This is a genomic window from Mesorhizobium huakuii, assembly GCF_014189455.1.
In the GTDB taxonomy this organism is placed as follows: Bacteria; Pseudomonadota; Alphaproteobacteria; order Rhizobiales; family Rhizobiaceae; genus Mesorhizobium; species Mesorhizobium huakuii_A.
The window spans coordinates 238,157-255,562 of sequence record NZ_CP050297.1 but is presented as its reverse complement, the minus strand read 5'-3'; the positions used below and the strand labels follow the sequence as shown (position 1 = coordinate 255,562).

The following is a 17,406-nucleotide window of genomic DNA, read 5'->3' as shown; positions in this document are numbered from 1 at the left end:
ATCAGACCCCGGAACCAGTGGCGACCAGCGTCAACTTGTACCTGCCCTTCTTGAGCCCGAAGCTCACCAGCGGACGGTTGACAGGCTCGAGGTGGACGTCCCCGTAGTAGAGCTCGAAGGCGTCGCCTTCGGCGAGGTCGCGGTCCTTGACCACTTCCTTGATCACTTTCTCCACCTTTTCGTTCTTGTCGAACGTGCCGCGGAATACGCCGTTCGGCGTCGCGATCTCGAGCACGACATCGTCGTCGTTATGATCCTTCCCCGAATTCTCGCCGGGGCTTTTGTTGTCCTGAGACATTCGCCAACTCCATTGTTGTCGCCCCGAATCTGCGCAGGGGAGGGCGGAGCAAACCCCTTGGCCCCAGCGTCGTTGCATGTTAGTCCCACTTCCGGGAACACTAATTCCGATATGGCATAGCGTGAGGTCAAGTGCAATAGTCGTCCCACATTTGGGAACCATTTTGTATTGGAGCCGCGGTTTGCCATGAAGCTGATAGGGATATCGAGATTGCGCGAACTTGCGCGTCGTACCCGTGGCGACCTTGATGGAGCCGTACCGGCGCTCGTTGCCGAACTTGAGGCCGGGTCATGGCGTTCGATGGCTGAAATCGCGGAATTCTATCCGTCAGCCCTGATCAAAGGCATCAAGGTCCGAATCCCACTCAACGCTGACTATCGGGTCGATCTCGTCGCTGACTGCGAGGCGCAGATAGTTCTCATCGAATATGCGGGCGCGACTACTGGGGCACGCGCCACGACCAAGGCAGGGAGCAAGGTGACATGACAGTTCGACCTATACGCACTGAGGAAGACTACCAATCGGCACTCAAGCGTGCCACTGCGCTGTTCGGGCACAAAAGCCCGAAAGACCGCGACGAGCTCGAAGTGCTGCAGGCCGTCATCGAACGCTGGGAACGATCCCGGCATCCCATTGAGGCACCGACGCCTGTCCAAGCGATCAAGTTTCGCATGGCGCAGGAGGGATTGTCACAACGCGATCTGATTCCATACCTTGGAAGTAAATCGCGCGTATCCGAGATACTCAACGGTCAGCGACAGCCCACGGTCGATCAGATCAGGGCACTACATCAGCATCTAGGCATTCCCGTCACTTCGCTGATTGGCTCGTCGAAGCACGAGCCTGCGGCCGGCTCGTCGAGTACCTCGATAGCAGCCGAAGGAAAGCTTCGTACGCTTGGCGTGATGAAAACGAAGGAGAATCTCGCCGGCTTCTTATTGCGTTCGAAGGCCTCTACTCCGGCAATCGCCATGTTGCGCAAGACCAGGACTGAGCGCACCAACGCTAAGACGGACATGGCGGCACTCGAAGCATGGTGCGCAGCCGTATTAGTTCGTGCAGAAAAGATAAATGTCAAAAAACTAAGATCGGCGATCCAGAGAAAGCGGCGCGGCAACTGGCACAGCTGAGCCTGTTGGCTGACTGGCAGGATCAGCTCGTCGCTGCGCTACATCGTATGGGAATAATATTGGTCATATTGGAGCACCTGCCGGGAACATTTCTCGACGGGGCAGCGATGTGCCGCAGCGATGGTGTTCCGGTGATTGCACTAACCTTGCGTCACGATCGATTGGACAATTTCTGGTTTACGCTGTTGCATGAGTTCGCCCATGTGGTTCGTCACTTGACCACTGATCGACAGGTTATTCTGGACGATCTGGATGTGGCGAGTTCGGAAACCATCGAAGCGGAGGCGGACTCGTTTGCACGGCACGCTCTTATCCCTCCTGCCATGTGGAAGGGGATCGACAGGGGCAGCAGCACGGAGGAGGTGTTGCAGGCGGCGCAGAAAGCTGGCGTGCATCCCGCGATTGCCGCCGGCCGCTGGCGGTTCGAACATTCGGACTATCGTCGTTTCTCCAAGCTGATTGGTCGGGGCAAGGTGAAGATGGCTCTAATTCCGACTTAATTTCTGTTGGTGGCGCGAAAGTGGCCCCAGAGCAGTCGACCGTCAAAGCACCTATGCGACCTCCATGTTCATGATTTGTGCTTCGAAAGAAGCATAAATGACAGTCTGGTGTGACGTCCGGAATTATTGGGCATTTCACGGGGTTTACCAGTCCGGAATTATGGGTTGCTGGCGGGCGGGCTATGCGATTGAAAACAGGAGAGTTTTCTGGCTGAGGGTAGGGGTTTCCGATCCTCAGACCGGGTTTACCAATGGCCTTTATGACAGTGTGACGTCCGGAATTATTGGGCATTTCACGGGGTTTACCAGTCCGGAATTATGGGTCGCTTGTGGGTGGCCTATGCGATTGAAAACAGGAGTGTTTTCTGGCTGAGGGTAGGGGTTTCCGATCCAAAGATCGAGTTTACCAATGGCCTCAATGACAGTTAATTCTGGATTGGCATTAAGTGATTGGATTTGCGTAGAATATAGCCGCCCTTATTGGTAAACCCGCTCACGGTCGACAACGGATTGGTCAACCTCAAGACGACAGGATTGGTAAACCGGAGCAGCCCTTTCGACCAAGGTCTAGCTATGCACCTTCAGGCGGCCTTCGCAGGCTGCGTGGCGATGCAAGGTGTGATTGTCACGACAGATATAACTCCAGCTGCTACTCGGTGGTTCTGTTCTGCCGCTAGGGACTAGCGCACGATGTCGAGGAAAGAGTTCGTGCCACTCAACCTGCTCGCCAAGTTGGCAGGAATCTCTCGACAGGCAATTTGGAAGGCTTGCCTGCGTGGCAACTGGCGAGGGCACTCCCTGGAGGTGCGCGTCATTCAGGGTAAGGGCGGCAACGCGGGCAACCAGTATCTTGTCAGTTTGACTTCACTCCCACCGGAGTTGCAACTCCGGTTAAGGCCCATTCAAACGCCGGTCCAAAACCCTTCGAAGCAGATCGCAAGCCGAGGCCGGCACGGCCGAGCGGACAAAGGCAAGAAACGTGTTGTCATCAGTCGGCAGTGGGATGCTCTGGTACCGTTCGACGTTCTAACCAAGGCCAAGATTGCAGAGGATCTAAAACAGGAAATCCGAGGCCTTCTGGCGGCCGGCGCAGCTTGGGGACACGTCAAGGTCTTGGCCCGCAACTTCCTAGTAGAGACCACCAGGTCATGGGGGTTCCGTCCCAGTGATCCGGCGAGTTTTGAGCAAGCCTGTTCGATCCCGTGGACACTCGTTTCGGAAGAGCTTCATTATCGGAAGGTCCACCAGTTTCGAGCGAACCGCAAAGCCTACGAGGACAGCCGCCCGCGAGGGCGGCGCTCCATCGAAGGCATGCGCCCGATGGAATTGGTCGTCGGAGATGTGCACCCCATCGATATCCACCTGACGCGGGCGGACGGCTCTATTTGTACTGCGAAGCTGATCGGGTTCCTTGATTGGGCGACTGGTCGCGTCTGGTGTGACTTGATCGCATTCGACACGCGGGGCGGCGTCAACAACCGCGATGTGATCGAAGTATTTGCGGCCATGGTGGAGCACCCCGCCTTTGGCCTGCCTGAAGCCCTCTACATCGATAACGGCAAGGAATACGGGTTCGCGACGTACCTGGACGACGCCATGACACTGACGGTGCCAGGGTTCCATGGGCCGGGTCGCTCGATGCGAGTTATAAACGCTTTGCCCTACAACGCCCCAGCAAAGCCAATCGAACGCTGGTTCGGCGACTTCGAGTCCCGCTATCTGAGCACGCTGCCGGGCTGGATTGCCGGCAACCGTATGAACAAGCGCCAGGAGGCGATCGGCCGGACAGTTGCGCCATACGGCACCTTCGACGATTTCGTTCCGGCGTTCTTCGGTCTTTTGAAGGCCTATCACAGCGTACCTATGGGAAAGCAAAGCGGCCTCAAGGGGCTTTCGCCCAACACCACTTTTCAAAAGCACGTGGCTGCCGGTTGGTCTGCGATCACCATGAGCCGGGACGAGGTCCGGGCGGCTGTCGCACGCCGTGTCGAGCGCACCGTGATCCAAGGCGCGATCAAACTCCGTGGACGTCGCTGGACCTGCGAAGAGCTGTGGCAGTACGCGCATGAAAAGGTGCTGGTCTGCGAGCCTGTCTATCCCACGCCGGCCGAGCTGTTGTTGCTGGACATGAAGGGCAAAAGGCTCGGGATCGCAACCCCCGATGTCGCACTTCATCCACTTGATCATCGTGGCACCCAAAGCACGGCAGCACGAGCAAAGGCGCATCGCGATGCGATCGTGGAGATGGCTCGCTCGGTCCCGAAAATCGACGTTGCAGCTCGGCTGATAACGCTTGGTCGGGCTCAACCTGTCGTCATCCCCAACCAGCCGACGGGCAAAATGTTGCTCGACCCGTCTGAGCGGCCGGCCCGGATCGTGATGCCGAAGAAGCCTTCGAGCTCCGAAGAGCGCCGTCGCGAACAGGACGAGCGCATAGCCGCTCAGATGGACTTGGTGAAGAGGATCGTGGGATGACGATGTTCGTTGAAACCCGCGCTGCGCTCATCATGCGCGCCGCCTTCGATGTGGCGGTCAAGATGCGATATCCAGTGCTTGCGGTCGGCAAAGCCGGACTCGGAAAGACTGTAGCGCTCAGGTGGATAGCCGACCAGAGTGGAGCTGCCTACTGTGAGGTTGCGCAGCATACCAGGGCCATCAGGCCAATGTTCAAGATGCTGCACGACGCCTACGGCGTCCAAAAGGACAGCAAGCACACATACGATCTTGCGAAGGATTGCATGAACTTTTTGGGCGGCCGGTACGGCCCAACGCGCCCGTTGCTGGTGGACGAATATCAGAACTTCACGCCCACCGTGCTGCGGGAGCTGCTGCATCTCCAGGAGCGCTGCGGTTTCCCGTTGCTGCTCGCGGGTAACACCCATCGGTTAGCGAGCACGAGGCGTGACACCCACGCTATGGATCAGATCGAAAGCCGTATCGGCATGCGTTTCGAGATCGGCCAGCCGACGCGGGAGGACTGCGTGAGGATAGGCGCCGAACACAACGTTGAGGGAACCGACAGCTACGAAGCGATTGCCATCTACGGTGAGAACACCTCCCTACGAGCGCTTTGCTACCTTCTCCAGAACTGCGCTGCCGGCACCAGCGGCTTCGGCAGCATTCGTCTTCCCCGGATCGAGACCACGCTTCGCGGCATGTCGTGCGCCAGCGATGTACTCAAGCTTCTGCACGAGCGCCGAAACGGCCGTCAGCCCCAACCGCAGGCGACCAGGAGAAGTAAGCGCGCGAACGGGGAAACCGTGTTGTCGCGTTAGAATACTGAGAGTCAGTTGAGATACGAGCCGCCGGGAGCGGTTCGGAGATGACCAGGTTCCAATCTCAATCAGCCATCCATGGTTGCATGCGGGCGACCGGCAGCCGCATGGCCGCCCGCGCAGACCCACGGGTTGCCATGGTACGCACAGTACCGGGCACGACCTCCGAAGCCCGGCTTAATTCCGGACAACGACAGATAATTCCGGACGGCACACTGGTATGCCGTCCAAAATTATCTGTCGTTGGTGAGACTTCAGAGTCCAGAATTATCTGTCGTCGGCCTGACTAATAAGCGGCTCATATTCCACCCTTTTCGCCAGAAGAGGTTACCAATGCCCTTCGGTAAACAGGTTACCAATGTGCCCCAACGACAATCAATTCCGAACTGGCGCTAAGCAGCTGTGTTCATTAAGCTTATTGCGGCGCTGATTGGTAACCTGAGGCCACCCATTAAGCTCGGCTCAATTTCGGACAACGACAGATAATTCTGGACGGCACACTGACTATGCCAGTCGTCATTCGGCGTAAAAATGCCGTAGGCCACCCGCTATGTGGATGGCCTGAATGCGTCCGCACTGGCGATTGCGTTGCCGGCTTCCTCCAAGTCCGCGACCAGGCTCTTGATGGCGGAGTCTTTGTCACCCTCCCGAACCGCATCAATTATCTCAGCATGGTGCCGATGCCCTGAGAAAGATATTGGTGTGGTCTTTAGCAGGCTGAGCAGCGGACCGTAGCGCATCCACAAAAGTTCAATGAGGTTTACGAGCTCCGGGTTGCCGCAACGCTCGTAAAGGGCAAAATGGAATCGGTGATTGAGCTGAAGATAGGTCCTTGTCCCCAGCGCGCCGCGGGCTGCTTCCACATCCATTCTGGCGTTGATTTGCGCCAAAATGTCCGCGAGGTTCGGAAGTCTCTGTGCGACTGTCATCCCAACGGCCTTGCCCTCAAGATCCGTGCGCAACGTCAAAAGGTTCCGAAGTCGCTCGACACTGGCGTCCGGGATGAACATTGAACGGCGCGGCGCTGACTCGAGCGCGCGTGCCATTACAAGGCGGTTGAGCGCTTCACGAACCGGCATGTGGCTCGTCCCAAAAGCGTTCGCAAGTTCCTCCAATTTTAGCTTCTGGCCCGGTGAAAACTCCGCCATCATTATCGACCGCTTCAGCTCCTCGTAGACGTGCTCGAGGTCCGAATTGGTCTGGCGCGGCTTCAGCGATGGTAAAGTGGTGGCAGGCATTGTGACTCCGGAGAAGACAAGGCCAGTCACACATATCGCGAACGCATTGCTTGATCAACGATCAAAGAGAGTTTTCTCGACGCTAGCGGACAATCGCGAAAATTGGGATTGACAGGCGCCATATTTTGACGGCAAATCCTTGATCAACGATCAAAGGGGAACGTCAATGTGGAAGGTTGGAGTTGATGTCGGAGGGACCTTTACCGATCTGTTCGCGGTTAACACTTTTACGGGAGAGGAGCGAACCGGCAAGGTTCTGACAACGCCCGAAGAGCGGTCTAAGGGCGTGCTCAACGCGATCGCCAATGCTGAGCTTAAGCCAAACGAGATTTCTCTACTCGTTCACGGAACCACGACTGCAACAAACGCACTTATCGAGCGTAGCTTCCCTGATGCCGCGATGATTACGACCGAAGGTTTCCGGGACGTCCTGGAGATCGGCCGGATGCATCGCGAGCACCTTTATCGGCCGTATCAAACGAAGCCGGCTCCACTGATAAGAAGGCGCTATCGATACGCGATAGCCGAACGAACCAATGCAAAGGGCGAGGTCGAAGAGGACATCGACGCCGCACAGCTCAAGCCGATCATCGCCTCGATCTCTGAAGCAGGCATTGGTTCGGTAGCCGTCTGTCTCATCAATTCGTACGCCAATCCGGCAAATGAGCGGAAGGTTGCGAAGATCCTATCGGAGGCGCTTCCGAATATTCGTGTGACGACTTCTGCTGACGTAAAGCCCGTCTTCCGGGAGCATACGCGTTTCACGCTAGCTTCAATCCGCGCAACCATTCTACCTGTAATGGCCGATTACTTCGAGCGGCTACAGGCTCGCCTACTTGAGGGCGGGTTCTCCGGCAACCTCATGATCCTCAAGAGCAACGGTGGGATGATGGGTATCGACCAAGCACGGCTGCGCGTTGAGGAGCTTGTGGAATCCGGTCCTGCTGGTGGTGTCGGGTACGCCACCGAGATAGCGCGCACTGCTGGTTCCCCGAACATTATTCACACCGACATGGGCGGAACCAGCTTCGACGCGTCAATCATCGAGGACGGCCAGGGCCTCATCACTCGGGAGTACGAGATCGAATTCGATATGCCCGTCGCGGTTCCAATGCTGGACATTCGATCGATTGGTGCCGGTGGCGGTTCTGTCGGATGGGTTGATAGTGGCGGTTCGCTCAGGGTCGGCCCGATGTCGGCAGGTTCTGTGCCAGGTCCAGCTTGCTATGGACGCGGAGGTACGAGACCTGCGATTACCGACGCCAACCTAGTCCTTGGCCGGATCAGTCCAGATCTCTCAGGAAAGTTCAAGCTGGACGTTCAAGCTGCCCGCGACGCGATTGAAACGATCGCAACCAAGCTCAATCTTACTATCGAGCAGTGTGCTGAGGGTATGATCCGGATCGCGACAGAGGCGATGGCGCAGGCCGTGAAGCTCGTGTTGGCGTCGCGTGGTCGCGATCCGCGTGACTATTGCTTTGCCAGCTTTGGTGGGGCAGGCCCCTTGCACGCTTGCGCAGTTGCGGAAGCGCTCGGCACGCCCACTGTCATTGTTCCACGGTATTCAGGCGTGGCATCCGCATACGGGGCTCTGCGTCTCGCGATCAAACACGACGAAGAGGTGTTTCACTACGCGCCGCTGACGGCAGAGGAACTCGATCGGGTTGGTGTGAAACTGCAGTCGCTTGGCGAAGCCGCCGTCGACGCGCTGGTCGCCCAGGGCGCGAAGGCCGAGGACTTAAGGGTCAGTTTCGTGATGCGGATGCGGTACGCGGGGCAGACATTCGAGGTCGACGTTGTTCAAGATCGCGGCGCAATAGACGATCGCGATGTTCAACAGCTGGCCTCGGCATTTCACGAAGCGCACAAGCGCGAATTCGGCGTGAGATCTGACGATTTTCCGGTAGAGATTGTGGCCTTGGCAGTAACTGCCGAAGCGCCTTCGCCCGCCGGCCCCCTGGAATCCGAGCAGAATTCGCAACTTGCTCCTTCACAGCAGAAAGGTCGCAAGGTGTGGTTTGGGGATTGGACCGAAGCTCTCGTCCATGATGTCGCAGGTGCTCAGTTCGTGAGCGGTCCCGCTCTCATTGAGGATCCGCATACCAGCATTGTCATTCCTCCGGGTTGGGCCGCTCGGTTTGACTCAGCCCGAAACTGCATTCTGGAGAGGGCATGATGGCTAATCCAATCGATCCCATCACGTTTGAAGTTCTGCGTAACACGTTTGAACACGTCTGCCGCCGGATGACGGTTATCCTCCAAAAGTCCTCCTTCTCGCCGATCCTGTCTGAGAACCTGGACTTCTCCAACGCAATCTACGATCCGACGTTGCGCTTGGTTGGACAGACGGCCAACTGCCCGGTGCACCTCGCCGCGATGCATTTCAGCGTCCAGGCGGTGGCCAGGAAGTTCGGCATCGAGACTTTGCGCCCTGGGGACGTGGTGATCCTCAACGACCCGTACGACGGCGGTACGCACATCAACGACGTGACGCTGACGATGCCTGTCTTCTACGAAAATGAGCTGATCGGCTTCGCGGTAAGTCGTGGCCACTGGATGGACCTTGGCGGAGGTGGCCCGGGCGGGCAGGGCTTTGGTACGCATGTCGCGGGCGAAGGTCTTCGACTGCCTCCTTTGAAATTGTATCGCGACTACAAAGTCGATCAGGATCTGCTCGAAATTCTGCTTCGGAACACGCGAACGCCTCACTACGTCAAAGGCGACCTTCAGGCTCACATGGGCGCGCTACTTGCCGCTGAGGACGAGCTCCGCGCGACAGCTCGTAAGTACGGTCGGGCAACTCTCATCCAAGGAATGGGTGACATGATCGGTTACACCGAGCGCATCGTCCGGGCGGAGATCGAAAAAATTCCAGACGGCGTGTACGAAGGAGCCGATTACGCCGATTCCGATGGCATCACCGACCAGAAGGTTTGGGTTCGCGTTAAGCTCACGGTTTCGGGGTCCAACCTACATGTAGATTTCGCCGGTAGCGACCTACAGGTCGCTGGCGCGATCAACTCTCCATTCGCGAACACAACTGCAGCGGTTTACACCGCTTTACAGTTCTTCCTCGCGCCCGATGCTCCGCCCAATGCTGGGATGTTCGCTCCGATTTCGTTGAGCCTGCCGGACGACTGTTGGCTCAATGCTCGTTGGCCTGCTCCGGTAGTCGGTTGCACGACCGTGACATCGGGCAAAGTGCAGAGCGCCATCTGGCAAGCTGTCGCCAAAGCAATCCCGAGTCTGGCGATCGCTCCAACCTGCGCAGACGCAAATTGGTTCGTCGCCGCTGTCCGTGGCCCAGGAAACCGCATCGATGTGTTCTCAGACATCCCTGCTGGCGGCTGGGGCGGCACGCCATTCAACGACGGGCTAAACGTCACGCTGGATCCTCTGGGCAATTGCACAAATATGCCAGCGGAGGCAGCGGAGCTGCTCTACCCGGTGAGAGTCGAGGCATTCGACTTGCGCCAGGATTCTGGGGGGTGCCGGCGAGAACCGTGGAGGGTTGGGCGCAAGGTTCAAGTTCCGGTTCCTTAACGGTGGCGAACTCTCGATCGAGACATCCCGTACCATTGAGGGTAGCCCGGGCGTCAACGGCGGCGGTATGAGCCCCGTCCAGCTTCTCGTTCAAGAATATCAAGACGGTCGGCGGGAGATTATCGGCGGACCTCGTCCCGACGGAACGTGGCGCAGCCCGCTTCTGTCCTCGCACAAATTTGGACCCGGTGACGCCTTCGAGTTTCTGTCGACCGGAGGTGGTGGCTGGGGCGTGGCTCTATCCCGAGACCCAGAGAGAGTTCGGGAGGACGTGATCGACGGCTATGTCTCGCACCTAGCTGCCCGTCGAGATTATGGGGTCGCGCTGGACCCCAACACGTTCGAACTTCTTCACGATGAAACCTCAAAGTTGAGAAACCTGGCATGAACAACGAGATATTTATCACTTGCGCCGTAACCGGCGCTGGGCCGGGGCCCCAAAAGAACTCGAACGTACCTGTCACTCCTGCGCAGATCGCTCAAGACGTGCTTGCCGTTGCTGAGGCTGGCGCCGCTATCGCCCACGTCCATGTTCGCGATCCTGATACGACCGAGGGATCTCGCGATGTGAGGCTATACGCCGAAGTACTCGAGCGCGTTCGCGACAAAAACAACGATATCATCGTGAACATGACCGCAGGTATGGGAGGCGATTTGGTCCTCGGCTCCAATGACCCGACCCAGCCGCAACCTGGCACCGATCTGGTCAACCAGAAGACTCGCCTCCTTCATGTCGAAGCGTTGCGGCCAGATATCTGCACACTGGATTGCGGTTCCTACAATGTAGGCGAGGGCAACCTCGTCTACATCTCCACGCCGGAACAAATCCGCGAAGGTGCGCAGACCATTCGCGGGCTCGGCGTGAAGCCTGAACTTGAGGTCTTTGACCTTGGCCACCTCGACTTTGTGACGAAACTGATCGGGGAAGGCGCATTTGCCGGTCCGGCAATGATTCAGTTCTGCCTTGGCGTGAATTACGGAGCTCCTCCCACCACCTCGGCGATGAAAGCGATGGCGGACGCGGTTCGAGGGTCGGACGTTGTCTGGTCAGCGTTCGGGGTCGGCCGGATGCAAATGCCGATGGTAGCGCAAGCAGTTCTTCTCGGCGGCAACGTACGGGTCGGTCTCGAAGACAATATCTGGCTCGACCGCGGCGTACCAGCGACCAATGTTTCGCTGGTGAAGCGGGCGCGTGAGATCGTGGAGAGGATGGGTGTGCGGATTATGTCCTCATCCGCAACGCGTGATCGCCTCGGCCTAGGTGCAGCCGCATGACTGCCCTTAAAGACAAGCGCGCGATCATAACAGCCGGCGCGAGTGGAATCGGTCGCGTAGTTGCCAAGAAAATGATTGCAGCCGGCGCCAAGGTCGCTGTCTGCGATGCCGACGCAGATGCCGTCAACTCCTTCGCCGCCGAAAACCCTGACTCAACTGCGGTCGTATGCGATGTGGCCGATCCTGCGAGGGTTCCAGAAGCAATCGAGACGATGTTGAAAGGCCTCGGCGGGGGTACTGACATCCTTTTCAACAACGCTGGAATCGCGGGACCGACGGCTGCTATCGAAGATATCTCACCAGAAGAATGGGTCAGGACCGTCGATGTAAATCTTACGGCGCAGTACCTGTTCATTCGAGGCGTTATGGCTGGGATGAAGGCTCAGCGTTCAGGGGTCATACTGAACATGTCTTCGGCAGCTGGTCGTCTCGGCATGCCGATGCGCACGCCATACGCAGCGGCAAAATGGGCCGTGATCGGATTGACGCAATCCCTGGCGATGGAAGTCGGCAAGTTCGGAATACGGGTCAACGCCATTCTTCCAGGGTCTGTCCGCGGGCCACGGATGGAACGCGTAATGGCGGCCAGAGCCAAGTTGACCGGACGGCCACTCGCGGAAATCGAGGCTGAAGAAGTGGCAACGATGTCTTTGGGACGAATGATCGAGCCAGAGGAAATCGCTGACCTAGCGATCTTCGTCTCGTCTGACGCCGGTCGATCGATCTCCGGGCAATCGCTGGGGGTGTGCGGCAACACCGAAATACTCAGATAGCTCATCTTGGGGAATCCAAAACTAGGGAGAATAAAATGAACTTGATGACAAACGTAATTGTCGCTGGCGTTTTCGCTTGCGGGCTCACGGGATACGCGACTGCACAAGAAACCATCAATGTCGGCGTCGTCCAGCCTCAGGCCGGTGAATGCGCTCAATGGGGCGTGCCGATCACCCGCGGAGTGCAGATCTGGGCCGAAGAATTCAACGCAAATGGCGGCATTGCTGACTCAACAGGTAAGAAACACCAGATCAAGGTAACTGCGTACGACAATAACTGCTACACGGCCGGCGATGAACTGACTGCCTTCCGGCGCGCAATCCTGGACGATAAGGTCAACTTCATTCTGCAAACCTTTACGCCGGCTTCTCGGCAAGCCGTTGCGCAGATCGCGACGGAAAACAAGGTTCTGACGACAAGTTACGGTGCTGGCTATCTCAATGCCAAGTATCCCTTCCTGATCGGGTCGGTGACTGGTTCGCCGGCCTCGTATATGTTGTTGGTCAGCCACCTTCTTGAGACCCGGCCCGACATCAAGAAAGTCGCCATCGTGACGGCGGATCATTCGTTCGGCCAGGCTGCGCTAGCCTATTACAAGGCAGGTATCACTCCCTACGCGAAGCGCGTCGAGATCGTCTACTCCCAGCCATATGATCCAGCAGCGACATCCGACATGCTCGGGCTTGCAACGCCGATTTTTGCGTCCAGCCCAGACCTGATCGTCGAACTCGGGTTCACGCCGGGACAGCAGGCGCTGTTTATCGAAGCGATGGAGCAGCTTGGATACAAGGGGCTCTATGGTAGCGAGGGTTGGACAATGGGCTTGGTTACCGAGCGTGTTCCTGCCGCCCAGCTCGCGGGTCGCGTTTTCAGCGCATACGTGGTTGATGCCTCTGAGCCGAGCTTCAGCCCTCGCGTCTCGAATTTCTACAAGTCGTATGTCGAAAGGTACGGTCAGAAAGAATGGTCAGTGCTGGCCTCTGTGGCCTACGCGGCAATGACTACGGTGGAAGCGGGCATTCAGAAGGCATCTGCTCCCACTGGAGATGCAGTCAGACAGGCGCTGTTCGCGACCGATACGGTTGACCAGCCTCTGTTCGGCAAGTCTCGCTGGGGTGGTGCAGAAATGTATGGTGCCAACAATTGGCTGCTCACGCCGCTACCAGTCTACGTGACTGACGACAAAGGTGGCGTGAAAGTGGATGCGGTCGTCGACGTTGCCAAATGGTGGAACGCGAACAAGGACGCGGCGCTCCCGGTCCTCGCACAGGGCGGTCAGGTTCCGGCCAACAAGTAGAAACCCCAGCAAGCGAAGTGGTCGCGCTGATGCGACCACTTCTACGCCGCAGAGGTGGTCGACGCTCATGCAAATCGTCCTGAATTGTCTCTCGCTCACGTCGTTCTACCTTTGCTTCGCCCTGGGCCTGGCATTGGTGTTCGGAGTGATGCGGATCATCAACTTCGCTCACGGCGAGTTCTTCATGATCGGCGCCTACGCGACGTATTTGTGCGTCGCCACGCTTGCACCCCAAATCGGAGGACCAAGCGCCTGGCTCGTCGGCGCAATCGTGGCAGCAGGGGTAACCGGGCTGCTAGGTGCCGTGCTTTACAGGACGGTGGTCGTTCCATTGGCTGACAAGCCGCTTGCGATTTTCATTGCGACGCTCGCGCTCTCGTACGTTCTGCAGACGATTGTCGTCCAGATATTCGGTCCGGTTGGCCTCTCCATCTCGCCCCCACTGCGCGGCGTCGTGAGCGTGGGAGGGGCAATCCTCCCAGCCTCGCGGGTAATGGTCATTGTAGCCGCGGCCGCCCTTTCAATAGGTTTATGGATCTACCTCATGAGAACTGAGTCAGGTCGTCGCATCCGCGCGGTCGCTCAGAATCCTCGAGGCGCATTGCTGCAGGGCATTAAGACGCGGAATGTTGGCAATCTGACGCTGATTATCGGATCGGGGATCGCAGGCATCTGCGGGGCAGCGATGGGACCGATAAGCCAGATATCGCCCTACATGGGTGGTCCTGCTCTCTGGAAAGCGTTCATCATCATAATTGTGGGCGGGATCGGCAATGTCTGGGGAGCGGTGGCGGCGGCGGCAATCTTTGGGGTGCTTGATACACTTATGTCGCAGTTCGGCGGCGGGCGCTTTCTTGCTCTGACGAGTGCGGCCATCATGCTGTTCGTTCTTAGCGTAAAACCCTCCGGTCTATTCGGGGAAAAAGAATGATGGGCGCTCTGCATCGGGACATCGCAACCATCATCGTTGTTGGGCTTGCACTTGTCGTCGGCGGGCTCGTCGGCACCCCATACATTCTGGCAGTCTTGGTCATCTTCGGCATGGTCTCAATTCTGGTCTTGTCCTATCGGACTATCACCACGATGGGTGGCTGGTCGTTCGCCCACGTCGCCCTCATGGGCATAGGGGGCTACTCAGTAGCTATCTTCTCCAAAGCGCCTTTTGAAATTCCAGTCCTCGGAGCGGTGGCGCTTGGCGGGGTCTTTGCTGCGTTCTTCGCCGCAATATTGTCTTGGCCTGTTCTTCGCACCCGCCAGTACTACTTCTTCTTATCGACGTTCGCTGCGGGCGAAGCGTTGCGCCAGTGCTACATCCAAATCAAGGAAGTGACCGGCGGTACAGCGGGAATTGCTTTCATAGCCCGCCCTGGAGTCCTGCCAGATCCGTCATCAGCGTTTCAGTTTCTGTGCCTTGTCGCGGTCATCCTTGTATTGCTGGGCCTGTTCTACGCAGCTCTGGACGCGTCCGACACTGGCAAAAAGATCAAGGCCGTTGGTGAGGACGAAGCCCTGTCGTCTTCGCTCGGTATAGACGCCTGGGCGCTTCGTGCACTCGCCTTCATTCTCGGCTCGTTTGGGGCTGGCATCGCTGGTGGGCTTTTTGCGTCCTACAACGGCATCATGTCTCCCTCCGACATCAACGCCATGCTGATGTTCAAGATTGTGGCCGCGTGTGTGATTGGTGGCACCGCCCGATTTTCAGGGCCGCTGCTCGGTTTGCTCTTTCTAACCCTGATTGAAGAGATATTCCGGTTTGTGCCTGAGTTCGTGCCAATGATCTGGGGCATGCTCGTCATCGCCGCCGTCATTTTCAGCCAGCGCACCGGCGGAGGCTTCAGGCTTCGTAAGGTGACAAATGCTTGAGGTAAGGGAAATCAGCCGTGCCTTCGGACGCCTCAAGGCAGTTGACGGGGTCACACTTTCGGTAACGAAGAACCAAATCCGCGGTCTTATCGGCCCAAACGGATCGGGCAAGTCGACGACGATGAACCTAATCAGCGGCAGTCTTAAGCTTTCCGCTGGAAAAATCGAGCTCGAGGGGCAGCGAATCGAAGGCAAGGAGCCGCACCGAATCGCGCGGCTCGGCCTCATCCGAACCTTCCAACTGACCAGGGTATTCACGTCAGGTACCCTCCTAGACGCGGTCGCTCTCGGAGTCCGTGCCGCCAGTGGATCGCCGTGGAGTCCGGCCCGTTGGATCCCAGCGGGCGATCAGGCCGAAGTCAATCAAGCCGCGTTAGTTGCTTTGGAACGAATGGGGTTGGCACATCGCGCCAACGAACTCGCGGGCAATCTTCCTGGCGGTCTGCGACGGATCCTCAGCATCGCGACAGCGTTGGCAGCCAGGCCCAAGATCATGCTTTTGGACGAGCCGCTGGCTGGGCTGAACGCGACGGAAAAAGCGGAAGTTGCAAACAGAATCGAGAAGCTCAGGGCCGACGACGTTTCCATTCTGCTGGTCGAGCATGACATGAGGTCCGTCATGCGTTTGTGCGACCGAATTACAGTGCTGAACTTCGGCCAAGTCATTGCAGAAGGTACACCGGCCGAAATCGGAAGGCACCCGGACGTGATCAAGGCCTACTTGGGTCAGAAGAGGGATCGCGATGCTTGAAGCGCAAAATATCGTGGTCGAGTATGGCGGCGTGCGCGCGCTGGATGAGCTGAGCTTCTCGGCTCAAATTGGGGACGTCACCGCTGTTGTGGGCAGCAATGGTGCTGGCAAGACCAGCCTAATGAACACCATCTGCGGCTTGATAAAACCTGTATCAGGTGAGATCCGGCTGGATGGGGAGCGGATAGATAGTCTTGCTCCGGATGAAATCGTGCGCCGCGGCATTTCCTTGGTACCCGAGGGCCGAGAACTTTTTCCGCGTCTTTCGGTGCTTGAGAATCTGTTGCTTGGAGCGACAGTACGACCGGACCCCGCTACGAGGCGAACGACGCTGGGGCGGATATACGAACTATTTCCAGTGCTAGCGAACCGACAGAACCAGAAGGCTGGCCAGTTGAGTGGCGGCGAGCAGCAAATGCTAGCGTTTGGCCGGGCGCTGATGTCGTTACCGAAGTTGCTCCTGTTGGACGAGCCATCGATTGGCCTTGCGCCCATGGTCGAAGAGCAGCTCATCTTGGCGATAAGGGACTACTCGCTTGAACACGGGATCGGCGTCTTAATTGTGGAGCAGAACGCGATGCTCGCGTTGGAATACGCGCAACACGCGTTCGTGGTCGAGCAGGGCAGGGTTGCCCTCTCAGGACCAGCGGCAACCGTCAGAGACGATCCGGCAGTCATCGCAGCGTATCTCGGCTAGCACCATTGCTGGCGGTCGTCCAAAACCGCATGGAGTTCCGATTGAACACTCAAGACGCAGATCTGCTTTGGCAACCCAACTTGACCGCCGGTGTAGTGCATCCATGGCATTTGGACCAGTTAGGTCACATGAATGTTCGCGGCTATGCGCCCTTCTTCGATGACGCTTCCTTCCTGTTTTGGCATCAGTTGCAGCTGAACCAGCAGAAGATGATCGATGAGTTCGGCGTTCATTCTGTGACACTTCGAGCTTCCACGGAGTTCAAAGCCGAGCTTAAAAAGGGCGACTGCTTCTCAATCGTTGGCAGCGTTCAAAAGATTGGCAATAAGAGCGTCACGCTCCAATTCTCTATGGTGGACCAGAAGAGTGAAAGACTTTTCGCTGTCTATGAAACCATCGAGGTATTCGTCGAGGCGGAAGCCGGATCCTCGGTCACAATTCCGCAGCCAATACGTGACCGGTTATTGAAGTTCCACAAGGAGGCCGGCGTCGCTGGCACAATTTGACTATGAGCAGCGGCACGGAAGAAAATCGGGTGAAGAATGCGCCTCACGCCGTCATGGGTGGCGCGTTCTCCTGGATTGACGTTGCGGCTGGTCACTCAGATCCAGATAGCTCTTGGATCGAGATTCTAGGTTCTCTCCTATCGAAGATCTGGCTCCGCCGTCGTCAGTCAGTCGATGAACTGGAGGGCAAGCCTTCGATAGCTGCTTGCTCCCATCCTATCCTAGCAGTCGCGCCCGATTGCATCGTTTGCGTAGACCG

Annotated in this window: 19 protein-coding genes; 16 read left to right on the top strand and 3 right to left on the bottom strand. The window is 57.6% G+C overall.

Features of this window, described 5'->3' with window-relative positions:
• Position 1 precedes the first annotated feature (1 nt).
• Positions 2-298, bottom strand: a complete 297-nt coding sequence (locus HB778_RS35935; RefSeq protein WP_183465384.1) for a hypothetical protein — start codon at positions 296-298, stop codon at positions 2-4.
• Positions 299-484: 186 nt separating this feature from the next.
• On the opposite strand from HB778_RS35935, the gene HB778_RS35930 reads away from it, so the two are divergent.
• The 4 genes from HB778_RS35930 (at position 485) to HB778_RS35915 (ending at position 4,403) form a co-directional block, all read left to right on the top strand.
• The gene (locus HB778_RS35930; RefSeq protein WP_183465383.1) at positions 485-784 is read left to right on the top strand and encodes a hypothetical protein; all 300 of its coding nucleotides are present in this window, start codon (positions 485-487) and stop codon (positions 782-784) included.
• Entirely contained in the window at positions 781-1,428 is a 648-nt protein-coding gene (locus tag HB778_RS35925) for a helix-turn-helix domain-containing protein (protein ID WP_183465382.1), read from the top strand. Before HB778_RS35930 ends, HB778_RS35925 begins: the two co-directional genes overlap by 4 nt.
• Entirely contained in the window at positions 1,332-1,928 is a 597-nt protein-coding gene (locus HB778_RS35920; protein WP_244662047.1) for an ImmA/IrrE family metallo-endopeptidase, read from the top strand. The genes HB778_RS35925 and HB778_RS35920 overlap by 97 nt, the downstream gene beginning before the upstream one ends.
• 708 nt (positions 1,929-2,636) lie before the next feature.
• On the top strand, positions 2,637-4,403 hold the full coding sequence (locus HB778_RS35915; RefSeq protein ID WP_183465380.1) for a hypothetical protein: 1,767 nt from the start codon (positions 2,637-2,639) through the stop codon (positions 4,401-4,403).
• Here the strand turns inward: HB778_RS35915 and HB778_RS42180 are convergent.
• On the bottom strand, positions 4,370-4,573 hold the full coding sequence (locus HB778_RS42180; RefSeq protein ID WP_244662086.1) for a hypothetical protein: 204 nt from the start codon (positions 4,571-4,573) through the stop codon (positions 4,370-4,372). The genes HB778_RS35915 and HB778_RS42180 overlap by 34 nt on opposite strands.
• Between HB778_RS42180 and HB778_RS35910 the strand changes: the two genes are divergently transcribed.
• A complete protein-coding gene (locus HB778_RS35910) occupies positions 4,478-5,203 on the top strand; it encodes an ATP-binding protein (protein WP_244662084.1) in 726 nt (241 codons plus the stop codon). The two genes, HB778_RS42180 and HB778_RS35910, sit on opposite strands and share 96 nt — an antisense overlap.
• Positions 5,204-5,751: 548 nt before the next feature.
• Here HB778_RS35910 and HB778_RS35905 read toward each other — a convergent pair.
• Positions 5,752-6,441, bottom strand: a complete 690-nt coding sequence (locus HB778_RS35905) for a GntR family transcriptional regulator (RefSeq protein WP_010916042.1) — start codon at positions 6,439-6,441, stop codon at positions 5,752-5,754.
• 166 nt (positions 6,442-6,607) lie between these two features.
• Here HB778_RS35905 and HB778_RS35900 point away from each other — a divergent pair, with 166 nt between their 5' ends.
• The 11 genes from HB778_RS35900 to HB778_RS35855 all read left to right on the top strand — a co-directional run bounded on the left by HB778_RS35900 (position 6,608) and on the right by HB778_RS35855 (position 17,147).
• Positions 6,608-8,617 (top strand): hydantoinase/oxoprolinase family protein, encoded by a 2,010-nt coding sequence (locus HB778_RS35900; protein WP_183465378.1) that lies wholly within the window; start codon positions 6,608-6,610, stop codon positions 8,615-8,617.
• On the top strand, positions 8,614-9,984 hold the full coding sequence (locus HB778_RS35895) for a hydantoinase B/oxoprolinase family protein (protein ID WP_244662046.1): 1,371 nt from the start codon (positions 8,614-8,616) through the stop codon (positions 9,982-9,984). Before HB778_RS35900 ends, HB778_RS35895 begins: the two co-directional genes overlap by 4 nt.
• A complete protein-coding gene (locus HB778_RS42175) occupies positions 9,953-10,372 on the top strand; it encodes a hypothetical protein (protein ID WP_244662045.1) in 420 nt (139 codons plus the stop codon). Before HB778_RS35895 ends, HB778_RS42175 begins: the two co-directional genes overlap by 32 nt.
• Positions 10,369-11,259: a 3-keto-5-aminohexanoate cleavage protein gene (locus tag HB778_RS35890; RefSeq protein ID WP_183465377.1), complete on the top strand. Its 891-nt coding sequence runs from the start codon at positions 10,369-10,371 to the stop codon at positions 11,257-11,259. The genes HB778_RS42175 and HB778_RS35890 overlap by 4 nt, the downstream gene beginning before the upstream one ends.
• On the top strand, positions 11,256-12,032 hold the full coding sequence (locus tag HB778_RS35885) for an SDR family oxidoreductase (RefSeq protein WP_183465376.1): 777 nt from the start codon (positions 11,256-11,258) through the stop codon (positions 12,030-12,032). Before HB778_RS35890 ends, HB778_RS35885 begins: the two co-directional genes overlap by 4 nt.
• A gap of 35 nt (positions 12,033-12,067) precedes the next feature.
• Complete coding sequence (locus tag HB778_RS35880) at positions 12,068-13,330, top strand: ABC transporter substrate-binding protein (protein WP_183465375.1); 1,263 nt, start codon at positions 12,068-12,070, stop codon at positions 13,328-13,330.
• 67 nt (positions 13,331-13,397) lie between these two features.
• Positions 13,398-14,261 (top strand): branched-chain amino acid ABC transporter permease, encoded by an 864-nt coding sequence (locus HB778_RS35875; RefSeq protein ID WP_244662044.1) that lies wholly within the window; start codon positions 13,398-13,400, stop codon positions 14,259-14,261.
• The gene (locus HB778_RS35870; RefSeq protein WP_183465374.1) at positions 14,258-15,193 is read left to right on the top strand and encodes a branched-chain amino acid ABC transporter permease; all 936 of its coding nucleotides are present in this window, start codon (positions 14,258-14,260) and stop codon (positions 15,191-15,193) included. The genes HB778_RS35875 and HB778_RS35870 overlap by 4 nt, the downstream gene beginning before the upstream one ends.
• Positions 15,186-15,944 (top strand): ABC transporter ATP-binding protein, encoded by a 759-nt coding sequence (locus HB778_RS35865; protein ID WP_096459277.1) that lies wholly within the window; start codon positions 15,186-15,188, stop codon positions 15,942-15,944. Before HB778_RS35870 ends, HB778_RS35865 begins: the two co-directional genes overlap by 8 nt.
• A complete protein-coding gene (locus HB778_RS35860) occupies positions 15,937-16,641 on the top strand; it encodes an ABC transporter ATP-binding protein (protein WP_010915900.1) in 705 nt (234 codons plus the stop codon). Before HB778_RS35865 ends, HB778_RS35860 begins: the two co-directional genes overlap by 8 nt.
• Before the next feature lie 41 nt (positions 16,642-16,682).
• Positions 16,683-17,147, top strand: coding sequence for an acyl-CoA thioesterase (locus HB778_RS35855; RefSeq protein WP_244662043.1), 465 nt, complete (start codon positions 16,683-16,685; stop codon positions 17,145-17,147).
• The last annotated feature ends 259 nt before the right edge of the window (positions 17,148-17,406 follow it).